The sequence below is a fragment of the Pseudoalteromonas sp. S8-8 genome, from assembly GCF_000497875.1.
GTDB classification, from domain to species: Bacteria; Pseudomonadota; Gammaproteobacteria; order Enterobacterales; family Alteromonadaceae; genus Pseudoalteromonas; species Pseudoalteromonas arctica.
In genome coordinates, this window is the sequence record NZ_AUTR01000044.1 from 1 (window position 1) to 19,553 (window position 19,553).

The 19,553-nt window shown below is 36.1% G+C and carries 30 protein-coding genes; 17 read left to right on the plus strand and 13 right to left on the minus strand.

Annotated features, from left to right (window positions below; all coding sequences use genetic code 11):
• Both L659_RS1000000123940 and L659_RS1000000123810 read right to left on the minus strand, forming a co-directional pair.
• A partial coding sequence (locus L659_RS1000000123940) for a hypothetical protein (RefSeq protein WP_231388443.1) occupies window positions 1-325 on the minus strand: 325 nt, incomplete at its 3' end.
• Window positions 326-533: 208 nt separating this feature from the next.
• Window positions 534-710, minus strand: coding sequence for a hypothetical protein (locus L659_RS1000000123810; protein ID WP_024590805.1), 177 nt, complete (start codon window positions 708-710; stop codon window positions 534-536).
• A 118-nt stretch (window positions 711-828) separates the two neighbouring features.
• Between L659_RS1000000123810 and L659_RS0115205 the strand changes: the two genes are divergently transcribed.
• The 8 genes from L659_RS0115205 (at window position 829) to L659_RS0115245 (ending at window position 6,021) form a co-directional block, all read left to right on the plus strand.
• Window positions 829-1,020 (plus strand): hypothetical protein, encoded by a 192-nt coding sequence (locus tag L659_RS0115205; protein ID WP_024590804.1) that lies wholly within the window; start codon window positions 829-831, stop codon window positions 1,018-1,020.
• Window positions 1,020-2,180, plus strand: coding sequence for a replication initiation factor domain-containing protein (locus tag L659_RS0115210; RefSeq protein ID WP_024590803.1), 1,161 nt, complete (start codon window positions 1,020-1,022; stop codon window positions 2,178-2,180). The genes L659_RS0115205 and L659_RS0115210 overlap by 1 nt, the downstream gene beginning before the upstream one ends.
• 1 nt (window position 2,181) lies before the next feature.
• Window positions 2,182-2,529 carry a DUF1293 family protein gene (locus L659_RS0115215; protein WP_024590802.1) on the plus strand — a complete coding sequence of 116 codons (348 nt, stop codon included), beginning with the start codon at window positions 2,182-2,184 and terminating at the stop codon, window positions 2,527-2,529.
• A 2-nt stretch (window positions 2,530-2,531) separates the two neighbouring features.
• Entirely contained in the window at window positions 2,532-2,768 is a 237-nt protein-coding gene (locus L659_RS0115220) for a hypothetical protein (RefSeq protein ID WP_024590801.1), read from the plus strand.
• 10 nt (window positions 2,769-2,778) lie between these two features.
• Window positions 2,779-2,913: a membrane protein gene (locus L659_RS1000000124060; protein ID WP_024590800.1), complete on the plus strand. Its 135-nt coding sequence runs from the start codon at window positions 2,779-2,781 to the stop codon at window positions 2,911-2,913.
• A 116-nt stretch (window positions 2,914-3,029) separates the two neighbouring features.
• The gene (locus L659_RS0115235; protein ID WP_024590799.1) at window positions 3,030-4,508 is read left to right on the plus strand and encodes a hypothetical protein; all 1,479 of its coding nucleotides are present in this window, start codon (window positions 3,030-3,032) and stop codon (window positions 4,506-4,508) included.
• Between the two features lies 1 nt (window position 4,509).
• Window positions 4,510-4,827 (plus strand): DUF2523 family protein, encoded by a 318-nt coding sequence (locus tag L659_RS0115240; protein WP_032827041.1) that lies wholly within the window; start codon window positions 4,510-4,512, stop codon window positions 4,825-4,827.
• A 3-nt stretch (window positions 4,828-4,830) separates the two neighbouring features.
• Window positions 4,831-6,021 carry a zonular occludens toxin domain-containing protein gene (locus L659_RS0115245; protein ID WP_024590797.1) on the plus strand — a complete coding sequence of 397 codons (1,191 nt, stop codon included), beginning with the start codon at window positions 4,831-4,833 and terminating at the stop codon, window positions 6,019-6,021.
• Between the two features lie 113 nt (window positions 6,022-6,134).
• Here the strand turns inward: L659_RS0115245 and L659_RS0115250 are convergent, their stop codons facing one another.
• The 10 genes from L659_RS0115250 to L659_RS0115305 form a co-directional block, all read right to left on the minus strand.
• Complete coding sequence (locus tag L659_RS0115250) at window positions 6,135-6,500, minus strand: hypothetical protein (protein WP_024591100.1); 366 nt, start codon at window positions 6,498-6,500, stop codon at window positions 6,135-6,137.
• A gap of 2 nt (window positions 6,501-6,502) precedes the next feature.
• Window positions 6,503-6,919, minus strand: coding sequence for a hypothetical protein (locus L659_RS01000000123025; protein ID WP_024591101.1), 417 nt, complete (start codon window positions 6,917-6,919; stop codon window positions 6,503-6,505).
• A 389-nt stretch (window positions 6,920-7,308) separates the two neighbouring features.
• The gene (locus L659_RS0115270) at window positions 7,309-8,616 is read right to left on the minus strand and encodes a zonular occludens toxin family protein (protein ID WP_024591102.1); all 1,308 of its coding nucleotides are present in this window, start codon (window positions 8,614-8,616) and stop codon (window positions 7,309-7,311) included.
• Window positions 8,616-9,032, minus strand: coding sequence for a DUF2523 family protein (locus L659_RS0115275; protein ID WP_024591103.1), 417 nt, complete (start codon window positions 9,030-9,032; stop codon window positions 8,616-8,618). The genes L659_RS0115270 and L659_RS0115275 overlap by 1 nt, the downstream gene beginning before the upstream one ends.
• On the minus strand, window positions 9,029-10,507 hold the full coding sequence (locus L659_RS0115280; protein ID WP_024591104.1) for a hypothetical protein: 1,479 nt from the start codon (window positions 10,505-10,507) through the stop codon (window positions 9,029-9,031). The genes L659_RS0115275 and L659_RS0115280 overlap by 4 nt, the downstream gene beginning before the upstream one ends.
• Window positions 10,508-10,629: 122 nt before the next feature.
• Complete coding sequence (locus L659_RS0115285) at window positions 10,630-10,854, minus strand: hypothetical protein (RefSeq protein WP_024591105.1); 225 nt, start codon at window positions 10,852-10,854, stop codon at window positions 10,630-10,632.
• Between the two features lie 18 nt (window positions 10,855-10,872).
• The gene (locus L659_RS0115290) at window positions 10,873-11,115 is read right to left on the minus strand and encodes a hypothetical protein (protein ID WP_024591106.1); all 243 of its coding nucleotides are present in this window, start codon (window positions 11,113-11,115) and stop codon (window positions 10,873-10,875) included.
• Window positions 11,116-11,427 carry a hypothetical protein gene (locus tag L659_RS0115295; protein ID WP_024591107.1) on the minus strand — a complete coding sequence of 104 codons (312 nt, stop codon included), beginning with the start codon at window positions 11,425-11,427 and terminating at the stop codon, window positions 11,116-11,118.
• On the minus strand, window positions 11,424-12,818 hold the full coding sequence (locus L659_RS1000000123225; RefSeq protein WP_024591108.1) for a replication initiation factor domain-containing protein: 1,395 nt from the start codon (window positions 12,816-12,818) through the stop codon (window positions 11,424-11,426). The genes L659_RS0115295 and L659_RS1000000123225 overlap by 4 nt, the downstream gene beginning before the upstream one ends.
• Window positions 12,802-13,017: a hypothetical protein gene (locus L659_RS0115305; protein WP_024591109.1), complete on the minus strand. Its 216-nt coding sequence runs from the start codon at window positions 13,015-13,017 to the stop codon at window positions 12,802-12,804. The genes L659_RS1000000123225 and L659_RS0115305 overlap by 17 nt, the downstream gene beginning before the upstream one ends.
• A gap of 131 nt (window positions 13,018-13,148) precedes the next feature.
• On the opposite strand from L659_RS0115305, the gene L659_RS0115310 reads away from it, so the two are divergent.
• Window positions 13,149-13,499: a DUF3693 domain-containing protein gene (locus L659_RS0115310; protein WP_024591110.1), complete on the plus strand. Its 351-nt coding sequence runs from the start codon at window positions 13,149-13,151 to the stop codon at window positions 13,497-13,499.
• 533 nt (window positions 13,500-14,032) lie between these two features.
• Here L659_RS0115310 and L659_RS1000000123815 read toward each other — a convergent pair.
• Window positions 14,033-14,209 (minus strand): hypothetical protein, encoded by a 177-nt coding sequence (locus tag L659_RS1000000123815; RefSeq protein ID WP_024590805.1) that lies wholly within the window; start codon window positions 14,207-14,209, stop codon window positions 14,033-14,035.
• A gap of 118 nt (window positions 14,210-14,327) precedes the next feature.
• Between L659_RS1000000123815 and L659_RS0115320 the strand changes: the two genes are divergently transcribed.
• The 8 genes from L659_RS0115320 to L659_RS0115360 all read left to right on the plus strand — a co-directional run bounded on the left by L659_RS0115320 (window position 14,328) and on the right by L659_RS0115360 (window position 19,520).
• On the plus strand, window positions 14,328-14,519 hold the full coding sequence (locus L659_RS0115320; RefSeq protein WP_024590804.1) for a hypothetical protein: 192 nt from the start codon (window positions 14,328-14,330) through the stop codon (window positions 14,517-14,519).
• Window positions 14,519-15,679, plus strand: coding sequence for a replication initiation factor domain-containing protein (locus tag L659_RS0115325; RefSeq protein ID WP_024590803.1), 1,161 nt, complete (start codon window positions 14,519-14,521; stop codon window positions 15,677-15,679). The genes L659_RS0115320 and L659_RS0115325 overlap by 1 nt, the downstream gene beginning before the upstream one ends.
• A gap of 1 nt (window position 15,680) precedes the next feature.
• Window positions 15,681-16,028 carry a DUF1293 family protein gene (locus L659_RS0115330; protein WP_024590802.1) on the plus strand — a complete coding sequence of 116 codons (348 nt, stop codon included), beginning with the start codon at window positions 15,681-15,683 and terminating at the stop codon, window positions 16,026-16,028.
• 2 nt (window positions 16,029-16,030) lie between these two features.
• The gene (locus L659_RS0115335) at window positions 16,031-16,267 is read left to right on the plus strand and encodes a hypothetical protein (RefSeq protein ID WP_024590801.1); all 237 of its coding nucleotides are present in this window, start codon (window positions 16,031-16,033) and stop codon (window positions 16,265-16,267) included.
• Window positions 16,268-16,277: 10 nt separating this feature from the next.
• Window positions 16,278-16,412, plus strand: a complete 135-nt coding sequence (locus tag L659_RS1000000124065) for a membrane protein (protein ID WP_024590800.1) — start codon at window positions 16,278-16,280, stop codon at window positions 16,410-16,412.
• Window positions 16,413-16,528: 116 nt separating this feature from the next.
• Entirely contained in the window at window positions 16,529-18,007 is a 1,479-nt protein-coding gene (locus L659_RS0115350) for a hypothetical protein (RefSeq protein WP_024590799.1), read from the plus strand.
• 1 nt (window position 18,008) lies between these two features.
• Window positions 18,009-18,326, plus strand: a complete 318-nt coding sequence (locus tag L659_RS0115355) for a DUF2523 family protein (protein ID WP_032827041.1) — start codon at window positions 18,009-18,011, stop codon at window positions 18,324-18,326.
• A gap of 3 nt (window positions 18,327-18,329) precedes the next feature.
• Window positions 18,330-19,520, plus strand: coding sequence for a zonular occludens toxin domain-containing protein (locus L659_RS0115360; protein ID WP_024590797.1), 1,191 nt, complete (start codon window positions 18,330-18,332; stop codon window positions 19,518-19,520).
• The last annotated feature ends 33 nt before the right edge of the window (window positions 19,521-19,553 follow it).

A 19,553-nucleotide genomic window follows, 5' to 3' on the forward strand; every position in this document is an offset into this window, starting at 1 on the left:
CCCATAAATTCATAAACTTTATGTTGAGAAAACGCCCCGCCAAAATATTTAAATGGCGGGGCGTTTGTGGTTTTTCGTGTGCAAAATAGCGTAAGCGCACACGAATTGCAGCAAAAGCCTTTTTAAGCGTAGCGGCTGCAACCCGTAACATAATGTGATTTATGGGGAGTGCAAATAACCATACTAATAGTAAGGTTACGTAATAATTAAAATCAATTATTACGTACCACTGGAGACTTGATGATAGGAACCTATGAAGCTTTGCTTCATGAAAGGCCACACACAGAATTAATATAAAGACCATTAGATAAATGGCCGCATCCAATAACCCAGTCCCGCTTAGAAAAATATCCTAGCGCAACGCGCCCTTTGATAAACTTCTCTTTTTTTAATCTAGTTAATTTAACAAGGAGGGACCCGCATAGCGGGAGGAGCTTTGTTAAATTAACTGTGCTCAAAAAAAACCCCGTAACTGTATTACGGGGTATAACTCCTATCTAAACCTATGCTCTCAGCTTCAATTTAACATTTTACTATTTCTTTTTAGCTAATTTTAGATAGTCACTTTCGCTTATTGATTCTAAACCTTTGTTAATTAGTATTCTTAGAATTTCCGTATCCTTCAAAGACTTTTGAGTCGCAACCACTGCTTTTACATGTTCCTTTTCCACTTTTCGCCATGTTACGTCGTCTATATGTTTTGTAGGCATTACACGTTCCTGTTTCTAAAGTTATCATTAATTATAAACTGATAAACTTATAAATGTTGACAATTAGATTCTAAGAAACTAATCTACGCTCATTAAATAAATTCTTAGAAACTTAGAAATGAAAATATATTTCGAAAATAACAAGCAAGCGGGGGTTCAAGTCACTTACGATTTGAATGGTGCTCGCGTGTATGATTATTTTGATAATATGTTTCAATTCCGCGCTTGGGTTTCACATGAGCATGATTGCAGAACAGTAGAAATTACTGATTCAAATTATCGCCAGTTAGTAGCTGATGGGGTGATTTGATGCATTACAAATATTCAGACACTGCTCAAAACCTTATTGACAATCGCATTAAGCGTTTTAAAAAGCATGAATCAAATCAAACAATAATAGACCATTTGTCTTTTAGTTTTCCTCTTGCTGATTTACGCCATTGTAAACGCGCTGGTTCTATTGGCTCTACCGTAGATACTCAAACGCTTTTCCCAGTAGTACCAAATATTAAAGAAGAATTTAACACCGAGGGTTTAACACCTGAACAACTTCTTAAAAGCTTAGAAACTCAAAAGCAACGTATTAATGAAAGAATGTCTGATTTTTATATCAATACATTGCGTGTATTTAGCCGCTATGTTTTAGGTTTTGAGCTATCAGTACCAAGAGATAAAGGGTTTCACGGGTATCATAATTCTATGAACTTAGTTACAAGTGAAGGCACTCAAATTGGTTTTGTCGGTATTGGTGGTCAGCGCGATACGGTTTACTTTCAAATTTCTGGCGAAGGTTGCAAACACTTATGGTCACACACCACCCCATTTATTTTACATCACTGGCTATCTAAGGTTTTAAGCATTAGCTCACTTTCGCGCATTGATATTGCTCGCGATTGTTTTGATAACGTTTTTAACTGTAAGGCCGCTGAACTAAATTTCTTTCAAAAAGCATTTGCTCGTAAAAAAGGCGGTCCAAACCCAACTATGTCACCTCGCCATTCATTCACTATTGATGGCAAGTTTGATGTTGAAATGACTACAGTTGGTAAACGTACAAGTCCTGTTTACTGGCGCATATATGACAAAAAATTAGAGCAGGGCATAGATGATGAATCATTAGTTTGGTATCGCAACGAGGTCGAATTAAAAAAATGGTCTATTGATTGTTTGCTAGACCCTGATTCTACTTTTGCGGGTATTTGTGATTTTTCACAGCAAATGATTAATACCGATGGTGTTCAAACATCCAGTTCAGCAAAAGTATCAAAAGCCGGTACTGATTTAGCAAGCCGTGTTAAATGGGTTAGGCGTATGTGCGGAAAAGCTTTAGCTGACATTTTAGAAATTACTGAAGGGGATATGCAAACTGTTTTAGGTTTGTTAGTTCCTGACAAATACGTAACTGGAAAGTCTTTAGACGTTCCCAATATTTATAAACATATTTTAACTGAACAATTAAGGAGTCATTAAAATGGCTATTGTTATCGCGGGTATTTCAATTACTAGCTTTCCTGAGTCAAAGAACCCAGACGTTGAGCGAGCAATTATCGAAGTTCTTTATCCTTTGGATAATGTTGATTCACCAAAATATAAACGTAAGGCCGCTGGTAAAACTACTAGTACACCTTTCGGTAAAGAGCCAATAGCAATAAATACTGCTTATGCTCATGTGTTAATTGATAATCAAGCGTTTGTTTCTGATAAAGCTTACGACCTTAAATTTTCATTTAACGACCAAACTTTTGATAACGAAGTGGTTGAACTTATTCCAGTTGACCATGAAGTTAAAAAGCATTTTAAAGAATCGCTGGGCGGTTAATCATGCAATGTATTTATTTGAATGCCGACGGCACTATATTGCCAACAACACAAACTTTGGAAGAGTGCACCGGTTACGTACTTGTTCCAAGTTCTGATGCTGATGCATATATCAAAAGCATTCAAATAACGGCTCTCGATATTGGGGAGTCATTCACTTGGGGCTTTGGCCTTATTATATTTTTCGGGTTTCTATCTTACAAAGTTAAGGTTGCTCGAATGGTTATTAGTAAACTTTAGGAATAATAAAATGACTGATATTTTTGCTGCTGTAGATATGGCTGGTGTTGCAACTTTCGTTGGCGCTACTGGTGTTTTAATCGTTGGTGTAGCTCTTGCTTATAAAGGCATTTCACTAGCAAAACGCGCTGTTTCAAAAGCGTAAAAAAGGATCTAATTATGGGCGGCCTTATTGTCGCCCTTATCTACACCATTTGCGGTTTGATAGGGGCAATAGCTGGTTTTATAGTTTGTAAAAATTTCGGTTGGGGATAACAGCCAGTGAAATATTTAATTTTAATAATTGCGCTTATAAGCGCTTTTTTTGTTTCTGCTGATGATTCAATTTACGATATTTATGATTTGAATTCTTTGCTTTCACCAGAAACAGACCCTAAAACTCAATGTTCTTATCAAAGTAAATCTTACAACGTTAAAATCGCTGAGGATGCAAGTTCTTGCGTCTCATGGGCTGCTGAAATCTACAAAAGCGATTATTCAAAGTGTGGTTTTGAGCTTGGCAATATACAACAACAAGACTCTTCTATTATTCAGCAAGTTGTTTTTTGGAAAACTGCTGACGGTGCTGGCAGTTGTATTTATAAACAACAAAGCTCAATTACAGTTAATTTACTTCCAATAGCAGGCGAACCAAGTTGTCCTCCTGAAAATGCTCCACTACATGAACATATGATTACTTATCCTCAAGGTTCAGACACTAAATTTTGTGCAAAGTTAAAGGATGAAATAGACCCTGATTGTCCAGAACCTACCAGTTCTGACCCTTATGTTTTTGGTGTTGGTAATTCTTCTGGTTCAGTTTGCTATCCTTCTGATGATGGTCGCCAATGTGAAATAAAAACAGATGAAAATGGGGGCTATTATTTACCAGTTTCTTTTGCTTCTTCAGAGCCTGTTGCATGTGTTCCAGACCCTGAAGAACCTGAAGAACCTGAAGAACCTGAAGAACCTGAAGAACCTGAAAACCCTGATGACCCGGATAAAACTCCTGACCCAGATGAACCTTCAGACCCTAAAGAGGGTGATGATTCAGATAAAAATAACGATTTAGATGCTTTAAATCAGGTAAATGATAATTTAAAAATTATTAACGATAGCATTAATCGTGAAGAAGAATCCCATAGAGAAAGGTTAGACCGAATAGCTAAAGAGATTCAGGGTTCAAATGAATTACTTTCATCTGTTAAAGAAAATACATTAAATACATATAAAGGAACATTAAAAACAGAGGAAGTAATCAGAGACCAAATAAAAGAAGTCGTTAAGGTTAAAGAAGAAGTTGAAGGCGTAAAAACTGCAACTGAAGGCGTAAAAACTGCAACTGAAGGCGTTAAAACTTCAACGGAACGTGTTAGGACTGAAGTTGTAAAAAGTAATGACCTACAAGCTGAAATTTTAGATGAATTAAAGAAACAAAATGATACTACTGTTGAATCTACTTTTGACCCTACTAAATCACAAAGTTTTTACGAGTCAGAATATGAAGAAGGTTTTGAAGGTGTTTGGAATGAAAAAAGTCTTGAATTTGAACAAACAGAAACTTTTAAGTTTTTAGACCAATTTAAGTTTAACTCTGGAGGCCAACCACCAAACACACAAATTTGTTTTAACCTTGGTTCAAGTATGAATTTTGGTTGTGCTGATTTGCCTACTCCTAGTACGCAACTCTTAGCAATATTAAAGATTTTCATTTTAATCACTGCGGCTTTCTTATGTCGTGCTTTAATTTTTGGAGGTTAATATGTTGGATTGGTTTGCTAATACATGGAACGAATTAAAGACTTTTCTTTACAGTTTGGTTCTCACTGTTCAGGACATAATGAAAGATATAGGCATTTTCTTTTTTGAAAGTTTTATGGATATTTCGTTACTTGCAATAGACGGTCTAGATAGTTTTTTTGCAGGTTTAGACGTAGCAAGTCATATAAACGGACTACCTTCAGGGGTCACCTATTACGCATCGGCCCTTGGATTATCTCAAGCCATGGGGATGATAATTATAGCTATAACAATAAGAATGCTATTACAGCTAATTCCATTTGTTAGATTAGGGAGCTAAAAAATGATACACGGCATTTCAGGAAAAACTGGCGGCGGCAAAAGTTATGAAGCGGTAGTAAGGCACATAATCCCTACGGTTACTGAGCATAAACGAAAAGTTGTAACGAATTTACCTTTAAATGTCGATCACTTCTGTTCAGTTTACGGTGAATATTGCCGTGAACTGATAGAAGTAGTTGATGGTGAATTTCATAATTATGGTGGTGAAAGACCATTTTCTAAGAAAGAACATTATTTACAGTATCAGGACTGGAAGAATGAGGACGGCAATAGAGTCTATTTTTTTATAGATGAATGCCATTTAGCATTGGGCGCTGGTAATTGTAATAAAGAGGTGAAAGAGTTTTACAGTATGCACCGTCACTACGGTTTTGACATAATGCTAATTACTCAAGAGTTCAGAAAAGTTGAAAGGGATATTCGCGAATTAGTTGGTAATCATTACAGAGCTATAAAAAAGTCTTTTGCTGGTCAAGATGATAAGTATGTACTCAAGGTTCATGATGGGCATTCAAAAACAAATACAACTGTTGTTGCTACTCATGAAAGGGAATATGAGAAAAAATATTTTAAATTTTATCAGTCTCATACTAAGAGTGACCAATCTATTAAAGAGGCTGCACCATCTGATGTAAAAAAATGGTACGACAACTGGTTTATTAAAGGTTCTATAGTTTTTTTCGTTGTAGCTGGTTTTTTACTTTTTTTAGGATTTCAAAAGCAATCTGATAAAGCAAAAGCTAAAGAACTGACGAACGCGTCACCAGTTGAAGCGCAATTTTCAAATTCACCTAATGGCCATAATGCTAACCAACTTCAAAATCAGTTGCCGCCTGAACTTTTAGCTCAACAAGAAAAGGCTAAAAGAATTATTGAGGAACAAGAAGCGCAAGAATTGGCAAATAAGAAAAAGCACCCGTTTAGCAAGGTAGCTTTACATATTTCAGGCTGGGCTGAGTATACAGATAGAAAAAAGATAGTTAAAAATTATTATCTGGCTGCTTCACAAAATGGGCAATACATTTTTGATTTATCTTTAAGGGATCTTATTCTCGCTGGGTATACCGTAATTGTTAAATCTTCATGTGTAATAGAAATTGCTTATAATAGCTATCATGATTTCATTACATGTGATTCTCCAAAAGTAGGTGTTTTTGATGAGGCGCCTGGTCGAGATGAAATAACTGAGTGATAATTAACTTCTTTTATTAACAACCCATAAATTACGGTATGTAGTTAATAAGAAAAGGGCAAAAAGCCCTTTTATATTAGTAGTTTAAGTTAGTTGTCAGCTTTGACAGATGGTCAGTCTTTTCTTGCACGTTCGCAAGCATTATCCATCATCGTTTTATTCCTATCAGATTGAAGTTCGCTAAATTCTTTAGACCAAAAACGACAAACTTCATCATTAGTTTTTCTTGCATTGTTAATGGAATTTCGATTTTGATTGTTAATTTTCATCATATTATTAGCTTCGTTCTTTATTTTAAGAGCTTCTGTTTGTAATTTAATTTCAGCTCTTTTCCTTTCAAATTTCACCTGTTTCATTGATTCAGCCATGGCATCAGAGGCGACTTTTAGTTTATATAAACCAATTGATTCATCGGCTCCAAGGATTGTTAAACCAGCAAAAGTTAGTGATAAATAAAGTTTTATATAATTAATTTCCATATTCAGCTTCCTGTCCTTTGAGAAATTTCACCAATTATATTAAGTAATTGGTCTTGTAAGTCGGATAAGTATAAATCTTGAGTTTTATGGTTTTGCTTAAGAGCTTTGTACATAGATTCTGATTTTCTAGCTGACCATTTGTAGCGTTGGACTAACTGAACATCAGAGGGATTAACCTTTCCCCAAGGTGTAGACATTGTATGATCATCTACAGAAATTTTACAGTCTGCCCATGCGCCGGTAGCAGGTAAATAACCACGATAAATAATAGCCGTTAGTTTTTCTACTGGAAGACTAGCCTTACCTGATTTTACATAGCGTCTAACTTGCCTTTCACTAACACCGAGTTCTTTAGCACCCTTTGCGTAATCATAGCCAAATAAAGAAAGAAACTGTTTATGAAATTCTGATTTAAACATTGTGATTTTTACTCCTTTTTAAAAAAATCACAATGCAAAATCGGCATAGGTGTTAATTTTCGCTCCCCCCCTATTAGTATATGGGGGGAGGGGTGTTTTTCTTGGCATTATCATTACTCGAAATTCCGTATTGGTTTATCAATGGCGCAAGCGCGGGTTTTGAGAGACTAAATAGCTGGTTTGCGCTTCGCTTGGATTCGGCCAGCGAGCATTTTGGGAATAATAGCATTAGTTTGTGGCCTTTCATGAAACAAGTTTCATAAGCTCCTAAGGTAAGCTATCCAGTGGTACGTAATAATTGCACTAAATTATTACGTAACCACAAAGATTATAAGGCTATTAATAAACTAAGCCGCTACGCTCAGGCTTCGCTTGGCGGCTTATTTTTATTATAACGATGTGAATAATGTATCAACCTCTAAAGAGTTTTGATTAGATTCAGGTTTTGGTTGGTCGTAAGGATTAGGGCTACATAGTGCCCTATAAGATATTTCTTTATTTTTTATAAGAACATTACAAGAACTAAAATATTGAATAGTAAAACCCATGCTTGCAAGTTCATAAGAATCAATACTAAAAACTCCAAACTTTTCAGTAATAAACTCGAAAATATACTCCCTATGAGTTCTATCAGTTCGTTTTACTATCTGTATACCAGTGACGAAAATATCAGTTGCACCATAAGGTAATTCTACAAAATCAGGGTTAACATTAGAAATCTGAATAGAAGCATTAGAGCCAGTAACACTAGAACCCTTTTTAACACCTTCCACAATTTCTGCATTGGGCTTTTCATCATTTTTAATAACGGTTTCACTATCGGTAAAATACCATAGCCAATAAGATATGCACAAAATGATAGCAAGAAGCGGAAAGGCAAAAATAGGAGTGTAAATGAAATTCTTACCTTGTCCTTTTGTAATACCTCCGGTCGCTGTTGATTTGTAACACTTGTGTACTTCGACTGGGATTTTTTTCCAAGTGATTGTATTTGCTTTAGTCGGTGTTTTTCCGTCAAGCTTTGGGTTGTGGTCGAAGATTCGCGGTCTTCTGTAGTAATAAGGGATTCCCGCGAGCCCGTCAAAATATTTGTGTGAATATGCGTATTGGCTAACGTTTCTAATGTATTTGTGGACACTGGTAATATCTGGGGTGCAGACGATAATATCCCAGTTGTATTTTCTGTGTCGCATGTAGCACTCTTTGAGTGTTTTGGGGTATATAATGTAGCCATGTTCGTTGAATAACTCCCTTCCTAAATCGTCAGTATCGCCACTAGTTAAATTTTCAGGTTTAAACTTTTCTAATTGTTCATAATGATATTTATACCAATGCTCGGGTATCAAATCTTTGTAATTATCAACATGTTTATAATTACAAGATTCAGGTTTAAAAGTGGATTCAGTTGGGTAAACGTCTTGAACCTCATCAATTAAAACTAAAGCGCCTGTTGGCATCCAGTGATACCAATTACGCCAAAGTGATTGGCCTTCCTCATTTTGTGAAGATAAACGCCAAAGCTGAGCACTATCAGGGAAAGTTTCTTGTAACTCAGTTTCGATTTCATCTAAAGGTAAAATACCCTCGATATTTGTAACAACTAAACGGCCTTTCCTTAAAGCTGGTAAAACCTCAAACCAAGTTGCGCTGGCAGATTTAAAAGAACCTGGGGCACCATGAAAAATTGAACTAGACATTAAAAGAACCTCATTACATAACGAGCTATAAATGCTTGAACGATAATATTTAAACCATCAAATAAACGTAAATCTACTAAGGCAGCTTTTACGTCTTGAGGTAAACCACTTGCAGCACTTGCGATTTTTGAACCTACTTGAAAGCTCTCAATAATATTTTTTGATATAGACCAAGCTAATTTCATTGATTCAATTTGTGCTGTGATTTTAAACAAAACAATTTTCTCAAATACGTAAGATAAAGCTCTTGTAAAAAAATTAGGAACGTCATTATCAAAGAAGTCCCAAAAGTCAGATATAAAATTTCCCGCAGTTGTGGCAGCGCCTTGAGCACCTGTAAGTGTCGAAGCTGTTGCAGTGGCCATAAGGAAAAATGGCGAAAAAATTAAAATTAAGAATATAGTTTTTTTTATCATTCTTTGTTACCACCTAATATTATAAAAAGAGCCGAAATTGAAGCTATTAAAATAATGGCTGGAGCTATCATCTGATAGAAATTAGAAAATCTACCAATACCCAAATCAACCTCAACACCTTTAATTATTTCCTTATGGTCAGTATAAGAACCTGAGATATTCGGATCTAAATCTAAAATTGACTCGGATTCTGATTTTATTGTTTCTATATATTCTGTTAATTCAGTTTTTTTTGTTTCTATTTCAGCAGTTACTTGAGCAAGTTCATCAGCAGAAAAAATATCATTAAGACCACCTTTTTTACGACTTGAAGTAATCGATATAGCTTCTTTTTTTGTATTTTCTTTAATGCCTTCCAAAAGCGTTGTTTGCTTAGTTTTTTCTGTATTGCCTTTTTTTATCTCAGTTGTAGCAGTACCAACAGCAGTAACAACTTTTGTCGTTTCCTTTATTTGGTCGCGTATTACGTCAGTTGTTTCTTTAATACCTTCAGAAGTATTTAAAGTATTAGATTTTATGGTAGCTAATAACTCATTAGAATTTTGAGTCTCTTTAGCCATTCTATCTAAACGTTCTGTATGCGATTCAATACCAATATTCATATTGTCATTAATAACTTTTAAGTTATCGTTTATCTGGTTTATTCCATCTAAAGAATTATCTTTATCTGTATCATCTGCATCATCTGGGTCTTTAGGTGCATCAGGGTCAGGAGTTGGTTGTGGGTCATCTGGATTTTCAGGTGCATCAGGGTCTTCAGGCTCTTCAGGTTCTTCAGGTTCTTCGGGCTCTGGTTCAGGGTCAGGAACACAAGCGACTGGTTCAGTAGAACCATATGAAACTGGGATGTTGTAACCGCCATTGCTATCAGTTTGTATTTCGCATTGACGACCATCAGCAGCAGGAAAACAAACGCTACCTGAACCACCAACAGCAAAAGAAAATGGGTCGGCGTCAGTTGGTTCTGGGCAATCAGGGTCGGGTTCTGGTTCTTCAGCTTGCAATGGTTTAGCACACATAAATGTTGGTGCTTTAGGGTCGGTAGGAGTTGGTACTATTGGCACGCCTATTTCATAAAGTGGAGAAGTTTGAGGAGGACATGAAAAAACTATATCTTCACGACTATCGGTAAAGTTTAAATTAATATTACCGAACCTTTCAGGAGGACACCAACCACCTGAACAATTATTATTCTGTTGTTGCCCGTATATTTCAACCTGTGGTGGTGATTTACTGCTGCATTTAAAATGTGAATATCTTGTTGAACTGGTATTTGAAGGTAAAGGTCTAGTAGATATATGAGCATCACAAGCTTGAGCCATGGCTATATTTAAACTGATACCACAACCTTCAGATCCAAAGGCTGATATACAATAGGTAACCTCCTGTTTAGGTGATTTTAAATCACTTAAATCAGGTTCAGCAGAAACAAAAAAAGCGCTTATTAGCGCCAATAAAAATATTAGTAATCGCATGTAAGCGCCTTTTTGAAAATGGCGGTTTTACCCGCCTTTGTTAACTGGTTCTTACTCCACTTGAAAAGCCTTCGACAAAGCACCAAACAAGAAATGAAGCAAGGCCAATTGAGGTAACCATTTTACTTGTTAAGCTTTGATACAATCATGCCAATTGCAAAACCGATTGCAGCAACAGTAATTACACCAGCAACAACAGCTGTATAGTTTGTTGTACCATCACCTACAGCAGCACCAATTTCAGCAGAATAATCAGCTGCGAATGATGAGCCAGAAGCAACAACTGAAGTTAGTAAAAGACCAGCTTTTGCGCGTTTTGAAGCTAAGATATTTTTAACATTTTTCATTTTAGGTATTCCCTGTAGTTATGTTTTACCCATTACTCGGACGACACGACCGATGCAATGAGCTGTTATAAAGGCGACTAATGCCGCCGAATTAATTAGGCCGAAAGTGGCCAAGTCAAAAGCAAATAATTCATTAAGAACATTTACTAATCCTTGTTGCTGTAGTTCTAAGAACTCAGCTTGTGTAACCATCACAAAATCACAAACACCAGTAACGGCTTTTAAAGTTTGGTCGGGTTGGATAGCTACGCATTGAGACATTTACTGTTTAACCAACGAAACGTCAGCAACAATATTGCGTGACATGTTTCTAGGGTCTGGCTGTAAAACCAAATCAACTTCACAAATACCATTAGCATCTGTAATTTGTTTAAACTTGTTGTAAAGGGTTTGGTCTTCAGTCATTTCTACACTTTTAGGTTCAAAGCCACATTTTTGTATATTGTGATCGCCTTGGATGTAATCTTGCTCTGGTACTAAGTACGAGATAGAAGAAAACGAATAAGGTTTAGCAGCGCCTGATTTACTAGAAACACCACGACCCATAGCCGCAGATAATAAAATTACTTTCATGTTAAAAACTCCATTTGGTTGGGTGGGGTAATACAGGCCTTGTTAATAGAGTCGGGTATATCCCAAGGATTTAGGCCTTTAGTTAGTCGATTAATTATTTCTATATCTGTTAATTCTTTTACATGACGTAAAAAATTTAAATATTTACCGTAAGACTGAACGCAGTAACGTTCTAAACGTTCGGCAATTAAAGCGCCATTGTTTTGTCTTTGTCTGCTTGTTGTTCTGATTTCAAGACGTTCAGCAGTAATAAAAGCAAAAGCGGGATAGGCAGCAGCAAATACAGCATCGGTATTGAGAAGTGCATCCAAGGAGATAACACGGTCAATACTGCGAAGCTCAAGCTCAGCACGAACCCAATTAGGCTGGGATTCACTTTCCATTTGCTTACCTTTTTCATACATACGCGCCATTTTTCCATTTTTACGACTTCCTACGTAAAGGGTGTTACCGCCATTGGCCACACAGTCATATCGTTTTTGCCAGCCATGCTTTTTCTTAAACTCAGCTTGTTGTAAATCTGTTAGCTTTTTAAGTTCACCCGTTTGTATAAACGAGAAAGAGGGCGCTTGATTGGTTTTACAAAAGCCGCCTTCTTCTAAATTTTGGAAGTAATCAAGTACGGTTCTATTGCCTTGGTAATCATCGTAAGCAATGTCTAAACGAGTGATTTTTACATTAGGCATTTTTTGCAACATAGTATGCAATTTAGGAATATCTAAACCAGCACATCCAGTACCAGAAAATGAAATCATAACGCCACCATTATTAGCGCCCCAAGCAATTACACCTGAGTTAATATCGTGACGATAAAGTGTTGCTGACTTCTCGTAAGTGAACATGCCACCGGAATTATCACGGTATGACCAACTAAGTGTGTCACTGGTTAGACGGTCGGCAGCCGTAGCAACTTCTGTATTTAATAGGTGCATAAATTTAGAAATATCACCTTCAATTAATGATGTAAGTGCTTTATAACGCTTTGTTTTTCTTACCACACTTTTAAGAAAGTGCTTTCTATCTTCTTCTGGTATTTCTTGTATAGAGTTGTATTGACGATACTTAGAAGAGCCTGAAAGGTTATTATCAAACAGTTCGTTATAGTAATAATCAGAGTTAAAAATGACTGTTTCGCTTACATCAACGTCTAAATCATCAGTTGCAACAAGTGACGTTTTAGTGTCATTTGTGAAGTCATCTGTTGGATTGTTGGCGAACATTTCAGCACATAACATGGCGTTATATGCTTCTTTATAGGATGAAAAATCACCATTTCCGAATGCTAATTTAGCATCAAAACGACAACGAGCAACTTCATTTGGTGAGAAAACAACCGTTAAATAGTCGATTTTAGTAAGTTGTTGAGCTGGATTTTTAGCGTTCTGGGTCATAATCGAACACCCCAGAGTCAAAAAGTTCTTGCCAATTATTGTCGTCTACATCAATTATTTCGAAGCTTTCACCGTTACAGTAATCAATGCAAAATGCCATTGCTTCTGAACGTGAAGAATACATAAGCGGGTGTTCAATTTTATTGAAACCTAATGCGTATTCTTCTATGCCTGAAATGTATTGAAGGTAGAATTTCAATTCCTGAGTCCTTTAGAAAGATAGTGCACAAGTTTGTGCAATGGCTCAGAATGTAGCGCACAACATTGTGCAACGTCAAGAATATATTTTACATTTTTGTGCGCTATAATTGATTTAGAGAGGAGATATATATGTCATTTAGTTACCAACTCATTGAAAAATACAAAGAATTCAAAGGTTATTCACAAGACAAACAAGTTGTTTCTGATTTGGATGGAGTTACGTCGGGTTCATTGTCACAAATTAAGCGAGGCGAGAGACATTTAACTGCTAATCAGTGTATTTTTTTGGCTAATATTGTTGGAACAGACCAAAAAGAAGCTTTATTAAACTTAGCAATTGAGAAATCAAAAACTAAAGAAGAAAGTAAAATATGGTCGGATATTGTAAAAAAGATTAGCGCTGCATGTATTGCGGGCATTGTTGCAGCTGCGTGTCTAACTGGTCCAGTAGTGACCCCGCATTTGCGGTATAAGAGATAGCCCATAAATTCATAAACTTTATGTTGAGAAAACGCCCCGCCAAAATATTTAAATGGCGGGGCGTTTGTGGTTTTTCGTGTGCAAAATAGCGTAAGCGCACACGAATTGCAGCAAAAGCCTTTTTAAGCGTAGCGGCTGCAACCCGTAACATAATGTGATTTATGGGGAGTGCAAATAACCATACTAATAGTAAGGTTACGTAATAATTAAAATCAATTATTACGTACCACTGGAGACTTGATGATAGGAACCTATGAAGCTTTGCTTCATGAAAGGCCACACACAGAATTAATATAAAGACCATTAGATAAATGGCCGCATCCAATAACCCAGTCCCGCTTAGAAAAATATCCTAGCGCAACGCGCCCTTTGATAAACTTCTCTTTTTTTAATCTAGTTAATTTAACAAGGAGGGACCCGCATAGCGGGAGGAGCTTTGTTAAATTAACTGTGCTCAAAAAAAACCCCGTAACTGTATTACGGGGTATAACTCCTATCTAAACCTATGCTCTCAGCTTCAATTTAACATTTTACTATTTCTTTTTAGCTAATTTTAGATAGTCACTTTCGCTTATTGATTCTAAACCTTTGTTAATTAGTATTCTTAGAATTTCCGTATCCTTCAAAGACTTTTGAGTCGCAACCACTGCTTTTACATGTTCCTTTTCCACTTTTCGCCATGTTACGTCGTCTATATGTTTTGTAGGCATTACACGTTCCTGTTTCTAAAGTTATCATTAATTATAAACTGATAAACTTATAAATGTTGACAATTAGATTCTAAGAAACTAATCTACGCTCATTAAATAAATTCTTAGAAACTTAGAAATGAAAATATATTTCGAAAATAACAAGCAAGCGGGGGTTCAAGTCACTTACGATTTGAATGGTGCTCGCGTGTATGATTATTTTGATAATATGTTTCAATTCCGCGCTTGGGTTTCACATGAGCATGATTGCAGAACAGTAGAAATTACTGATTCAAATTATCGCCAGTTAGTAGCTGATGGGGTGATTTGATGCATTACAAATATTCAGACACTGCTCAAAACCTTATTGACAATCGCATTAAGCGTTTTAAAAAGCATGAATCAAATCAAACAATAATAGACCATTTGTCTTTTAGTTTTCCTCTTGCTGATTTACGCCATTGTAAACGCGCTGGTTCTATTGGCTCTACCGTAGATACTCAAACGCTTTTCCCAGTAGTACCAAATATTAAAGAAGAATTTAACACCGAGGGTTTAACACCTGAACAACTTCTTAAAAGCTTAGAAACTCAAAAGCAACGTATTAATGAAAGAATGTCTGATTTTTATATCAATACATTGCGTGTATTTAGCCGCTATGTTTTAGGTTTTGAGCTATCAGTACCAAGAGATAAAGGGTTTCACGGGTATCATAATTCTATGAACTTAGTTACAAGTGAAGGCACTCAAATTGGTTTTGTCGGTATTGGTGGTCAGCGCGATACGGTTTACTTTCAAATTTCTGGCGAAGGTTGCAAACACTTATGGTCACACACCACCCCATTTATTTTACATCACTGGCTATCTAAGGTTTTAAGCATTAGCTCACTTTCGCGCATTGATATTGCTCGCGATTGTTTTGATAACGTTTTTAACTGTAAGGCCGCTGAACTAAATTTCTTTCAAAAAGCATTTGCTCGTAAAAAAGGCGGTCCAAACCCAACTATGTCACCTCGCCATTCATTCACTATTGATGGCAAGTTTGATGTTGAAATGACTACAGTTGGTAAACGTACAAGTCCTGTTTACTGGCGCATATATGACAAAAAATTAGAGCAGGGCATAGATGATGAATCATTAGTTTGGTATCGCAACGAGGTCGAATTAAAAAAATGGTCTATTGATTGTTTGCTAGACCCTGATTCTACTTTTGCGGGTATTTGTGATTTTTCACAGCAAATGATTAATACCGATGGTGTTCAAACATCCAGTTCAGCAAAAGTATCAAAAGCCGGTACTGATTTAGCAAGCCGTGTTAAATGGGTTAGGCGTATGTGCGGAAAAGCTTTAGCTGACATTTTAGAAATTACTGAAGGGGATATGCAAACTGTTTTAGGTTTGTTAGTTCCTGACAAATACGTAACTGGAAAGTCTTTAGACGTTCCCAATATTTATAAACATATTTTAACTGAACAATTAAGGAGTCATTAAAATGGCTATTGTTATCGCGGGTATTTCAATTACTAGCTTTCCTGAGTCAAAGAACCCAGACGTTGAGCGAGCAATTATCGAAGTTCTTTATCCTTTGGATAATGTTGATTCACCAAAATATAAACGTAAGGCCGCTGGTAAAACTACTAGTACACCTTTCGGTAAAGAGCCAATAGCAATAAATACTGCTTATGCTCATGTGTTAATTGATAATCAAGCGTTTGTTTCTGATAAAGCTTACGACCTTAAATTTTCATTTAACGACCAAACTTTTGATAACGAAGTGGTTGAACTTATTCCAGTTGACCATGAAGTTAAAAAGCATTTTAAAGAATCGCTGGGCGGTTAATCATGCAATGTATTTATTTGAATGCCGACGGCACTATATTGCCAACAACACAAACTTTGGAAGAGTGCACCGGTTACGTACTTGTTCCAAGTTCTGATGCTGATGCATATATCAAAAGCATTCAAATAACGGCTCTCGATATTGGGGAGTCATTCACTTGGGGCTTTGGCCTTATTATATTTTTCGGGTTTCTATCTTACAAAGTTAAGGTTGCTCGAATGGTTATTAGTAAACTTTAGGAATAATAAAATGACTGATATTTTTGCTGCTGTAGATATGGCTGGTGTTGCAACTTTCGTTGGCGCTACTGGTGTTTTAATCGTTGGTGTAGCTCTTGCTTATAAAGGCATTTCACTAGCAAAACGCGCTGTTTCAAAAGCGTAAAAAAGGATCTAATTATGGGCGGCCTTATTGTCGCCCTTATCTACACCATTTGCGGTTTGATAGGGGCAATAGCTGGTTTTATAGTTTGTAAAAATTTCGGTTGGGGATAACAGCCAGTGAAATATTTAATTTTAATAATTGCGCTTATAAGCGCTTTTTTTGTTTCTGCTGATGATTCAATTTACGATATTTATGATTTGAATTCTTTGCTTTCACCAGAAACAGACCCTAAAACTCAATGTTCTTATCAAAGTAAATCTTACAACGTTAAAATCGCTGAGGATGCAAGTTCTTGCGTCTCATGGGCTGCTGAAATCTACAAAAGCGATTATTCAAAGTGTGGTTTTGAGCTTGGCAATATACAACAACAAGACTCTTCTATTATTCAGCAAGTTGTTTTTTGGAAAACTGCTGACGGTGCTGGCAGTTGTATTTATAAACAACAAAGCTCAATTACAGTTAATTTACTTCCAATAGCAGGCGAACCAAGTTGTCCTCCTGAAAATGCTCCACTACATGAACATATGATTACTTATCCTCAAGGTTCAGACACTAAATTTTGTGCAAAGTTAAAGGATGAAATAGACCCTGATTGTCCAGAACCTACCAGTTCTGACCCTTATGTTTTTGGTGTTGGTAATTCTTCTGGTTCAGTTTGCTATCCTTCTGATGATGGTCGCCAATGTGAAATAAAAACAGATGAAAATGGGGGCTATTATTTACCAGTTTCTTTTGCTTCTTCAGAGCCTGTTGCATGTGTTCCAGACCCTGAAGAACCTGAAGAACCTGAAGAACCTGAAGAACCTGAAGAACCTGAAAACCCTGATGACCCGGATAAAACTCCTGACCCAGATGAACCTTCAGACCCTAAAGAGGGTGATGATTCAGATAAAAATAACGATTTAGATGCTTTAAATCAGGTAAATGATAATTTAAAAATTATTAACGATAGCATTAATCGTGAAGAAGAATCCCATAGAGAAAGGTTAGACCGAATAGCTAAAGAGATTCAGGGTTCAAATGAATTACTTTCATCTGTTAAAGAAAATACATTAAATACATATAAAGGAACATTAAAAACAGAGGAAGTAATCAGAGACCAAATAAAAGAAGTCGTTAAGGTTAAAGAAGAAGTTGAAGGCGTAAAAACTGCAACTGAAGGCGTAAAAACTGCAACTGAAGGCGTTAAAACTTCAACGGAACGTGTTAGGACTGAAGTTGTAAAAAGTAATGACCTACAAGCTGAAATTTTAGATGAATTAAAGAAACAAAATGATACTACTGTTGAATCTACTTTTGACCCTACTAAATCACAAAGTTTTTACGAGTCAGAATATGAAGAAGGTTTTGAAGGTGTTTGGAATGAAAAAAGTCTTGAATTTGAACAAACAGAAACTTTTAAGTTTTTAGACCAATTTAAGTTTAACTCTGGAGGCCAACCACCAAACACACAAATTTGTTTTAACCTTGGTTCAAGTATGAATTTTGGTTGTGCTGATTTGCCTACTCCTAGTACGCAACTCTTAGCAATATTAAAGATTTTCATTTTAATCACTGCGGCTTTCTTATGTCGTGCTTTAATTTTTGGAGGTTAATATGTTGGATTGGTTTGCTAATACATGGAACGAATTAAAGACTTTTCTTTACAGTTTGGTTCTCACTGTTCAGGACATAATGAAAGATATAGGCATTTTCTTTTTTGAAAGTTTTATGGATATTTCGTTACTTGCAATAGACGGTCTAGATAGTTTTTTTGCAGGTTTAGACGTAGCAAGTCATATAAACGGACTACCTTCAGGGGTCACCTATTACGCATCGGCCCTTGGATTATCTCAAGCCATGGGGATGATAATTATAGCTATAACAATAAGAATGCTATTACAGCTAATTCCATTTGTTAGATTAGGGAGCTAAAAAATGATACACGGCATTTCAGGAAAAACTGGCGGCGGCAAAAGTTATGAAGCGGTAGTAAGGCACATAATCCCTACGGTTACTGAGCATAAACGAAAAGTTGTAACGAATTTACCTTTAAATGTCGATCACTTCTGTTCAGTTTACGGTGAATATTGCCGTGAACTGATAGAAGTAGTTGATGGTGAATTTCATAATTATGGTGGTGAAAGACCATTTTCTAAGAAAGAACATTATTTACAGTATCAGGACTGGAAGAATGAGGACGGCAATAGAGTCTATTTTTTTATAGATGAATGCCATTTAGCATTGGGCGCTGGTAATTGTAATAAAGAGGTGAAAGAGTTTTACAGTATGCACCGTCACTACGGTTTTGACATAATGCTAATTACTCAAGAGTTCAGAAAAGTTGAAAGGGATATTCGCGAATTAGTTGGTAATCATTACAGAGCTATAAAAAAGTCTTTTGCTGGTCAAGATGATAAGTATGTACTCAAGGTTCATGATGGGCATTCAAAAACAAATACAACTGTTGTTGCTACTCATGAAAGGGAATATGAGAAAAAATATTTTAAATTTTATCAGTCTCATACTAAGAGTGACCAATCTATTAAAGAGGCTGCACCATCTGATGTAAAAAAATGGTACGACAACTGGTTTATTAAAGGTTCTATAGTTTTTTTCGTTGTAGCTGGTTTTTTACTTTTTTTAGGATTTCAAAAGCAATCTGATAAAGCAAAAGCTAAAGAACTGACGAACGCGTCACCAGTTGAAGCGCAATTTTCAAATTCACCTAATGGCCATAATGCTAACCAACTTCAAAATCAGTTGCCGCCTGAACTTTTAGCTCAACAAGAAAAGGCTAAAAGAATTATTGAGGAACAAGAAGCGCAAGAATTGGCAAATAAGAAAAAGCACCCGTTTAGCAAGGTAGCTTTACATATTTCAGGCTGGGCTGAGTATACAGATAGAAAAAAGATAGTTAAAAATTATTATCTGGCTGCTTCACAAAATGGGCAATACATTTTTGATTTATCTTTAAGGGATCTTATTCTCGCTGGGTATACCGTAATTGTTAAATCTTCATGTGTAATAGAAATTGCTTATAATAGCTATCATGATTTCATTACATGTGATTCTCCAAAAGTAGGTGTTTTTGATGAGGCGCCTGGTCGAGATGAAATAACTGAGTGATAATTAACTTCTTTTATTAACAACCCATAAATT

What these genes read in the sequence shown, in the direction of transcription:
- L659_RS0115325 (WP_024590803.1), top strand. Translation starts at nt 14,519, where the DNA reads ATGCATTACAAATATTCAGACACTGCTCAAAACCTTATTGACAATCGC.
- L659_RS0115280 (WP_024591104.1), bottom strand. Translation starts at nt 10,507, where the DNA reads ATGCGATTACTAATATTTTTATTGGCGCTAATAAGCGCTTTTTTTGTT.
- L659_RS0115295 (WP_024591107.1), bottom strand. Translation starts at nt 11,427, where the DNA reads ATGAAAGTAATTTTATTATCTGCGGCTATGGGTCGTGGTGTTTCTAGT.
- L659_RS0115335 (WP_024590801.1), top strand. Translation starts at nt 16,031, where the DNA reads ATGCAATGTATTTATTTGAATGCCGACGGCACTATATTGCCAACAACA.
- L659_RS0115215 (WP_024590802.1), top strand. Translation starts at nt 2,182, where the DNA reads ATGGCTATTGTTATCGCGGGTATTTCAATTACTAGCTTTCCTGAGTCA.
- L659_RS0115290 (WP_024591106.1), bottom strand. Translation starts at nt 11,115, where the DNA reads ATGTCTCAATGCGTAGCTATCCAACCCGACCAAACTTTAAAAGCCGTT.
- L659_RS1000000123815 (WP_024590805.1), bottom strand. Translation starts at nt 14,209, where the DNA reads ATGCCTACAAAACATATAGACGACGTAACATGGCGAAAAGTGGAAAAG.
- L659_RS1000000124065 (WP_024590800.1), top strand. Translation starts at nt 16,278, where the DNA reads ATGACTGATATTTTTGCTGCTGTAGATATGGCTGGTGTTGCAACTTTC.
- L659_RS0115310 (WP_024591110.1), top strand. Translation starts at nt 13,149, where the DNA reads ATGTCATTTAGTTACCAACTCATTGAAAAATACAAAGAATTCAAAGGT.
- L659_RS0115275 (WP_024591103.1), bottom strand. Translation starts at nt 9,032, where the DNA reads ATGATAAAAAAAACTATATTCTTAATTTTAATTTTTTCGCCATTTTTC.
- L659_RS0115240 (WP_032827041.1), top strand. Translation starts at nt 4,510, where the DNA reads ATGTTGGATTGGTTTGCTAATACATGGAACGAATTAAAGACTTTTCTT.
- L659_RS1000000123810 (WP_024590805.1), bottom strand. Translation starts at nt 710, where the DNA reads ATGCCTACAAAACATATAGACGACGTAACATGGCGAAAAGTGGAAAAG.
- L659_RS01000000123025 (WP_024591101.1), bottom strand. Translation starts at nt 6,919, where the DNA reads ATGTTTAAATCAGAATTTCATAAACAGTTTCTTTCTTTATTTGGCTAT.
- L659_RS0115320 (WP_024590804.1), top strand. Translation starts at nt 14,328, where the DNA reads ATGAAAATATATTTCGAAAATAACAAGCAAGCGGGGGTTCAAGTCACT.
- L659_RS0115355 (WP_032827041.1), top strand. Translation starts at nt 18,009, where the DNA reads ATGTTGGATTGGTTTGCTAATACATGGAACGAATTAAAGACTTTTCTT.
- L659_RS1000000124060 (WP_024590800.1), top strand. Translation starts at nt 2,779, where the DNA reads ATGACTGATATTTTTGCTGCTGTAGATATGGCTGGTGTTGCAACTTTC.
- L659_RS0115250 (WP_024591100.1), bottom strand. Translation starts at nt 6,500, where the DNA reads ATGGAAATTAATTATATAAAACTTTATTTATCACTAACTTTTGCTGGT.
- L659_RS0115245 (WP_024590797.1), top strand. Translation starts at nt 4,831, where the DNA reads ATGATACACGGCATTTCAGGAAAAACTGGCGGCGGCAAAAGTTATGAA.
- L659_RS1000000123225 (WP_024591108.1), bottom strand. Translation starts at nt 12,818, where the DNA reads ATGACCCAGAACGCTAAAAATCCAGCTCAACAACTTACTAAAATCGAC.
- L659_RS0115360 (WP_024590797.1), top strand. Translation starts at nt 18,330, where the DNA reads ATGATACACGGCATTTCAGGAAAAACTGGCGGCGGCAAAAGTTATGAA.
- L659_RS0115270 (WP_024591102.1), bottom strand. Translation starts at nt 8,616, where the DNA reads ATGTCTAGTTCAATTTTTCATGGTGCCCCAGGTTCTTTTAAATCTGCC.
- L659_RS0115205 (WP_024590804.1), top strand. Translation starts at nt 829, where the DNA reads ATGAAAATATATTTCGAAAATAACAAGCAAGCGGGGGTTCAAGTCACT.
- L659_RS0115220 (WP_024590801.1), top strand. Translation starts at nt 2,532, where the DNA reads ATGCAATGTATTTATTTGAATGCCGACGGCACTATATTGCCAACAACA.
- L659_RS0115285 (WP_024591105.1), bottom strand. Translation starts at nt 10,854, where the DNA reads ATGAAAAATGTTAAAAATATCTTAGCTTCAAAACGCGCAAAAGCTGGT.
- L659_RS0115330 (WP_024590802.1), top strand. Translation starts at nt 15,681, where the DNA reads ATGGCTATTGTTATCGCGGGTATTTCAATTACTAGCTTTCCTGAGTCA.
- L659_RS0115210 (WP_024590803.1), top strand. Translation starts at nt 1,020, where the DNA reads ATGCATTACAAATATTCAGACACTGCTCAAAACCTTATTGACAATCGC.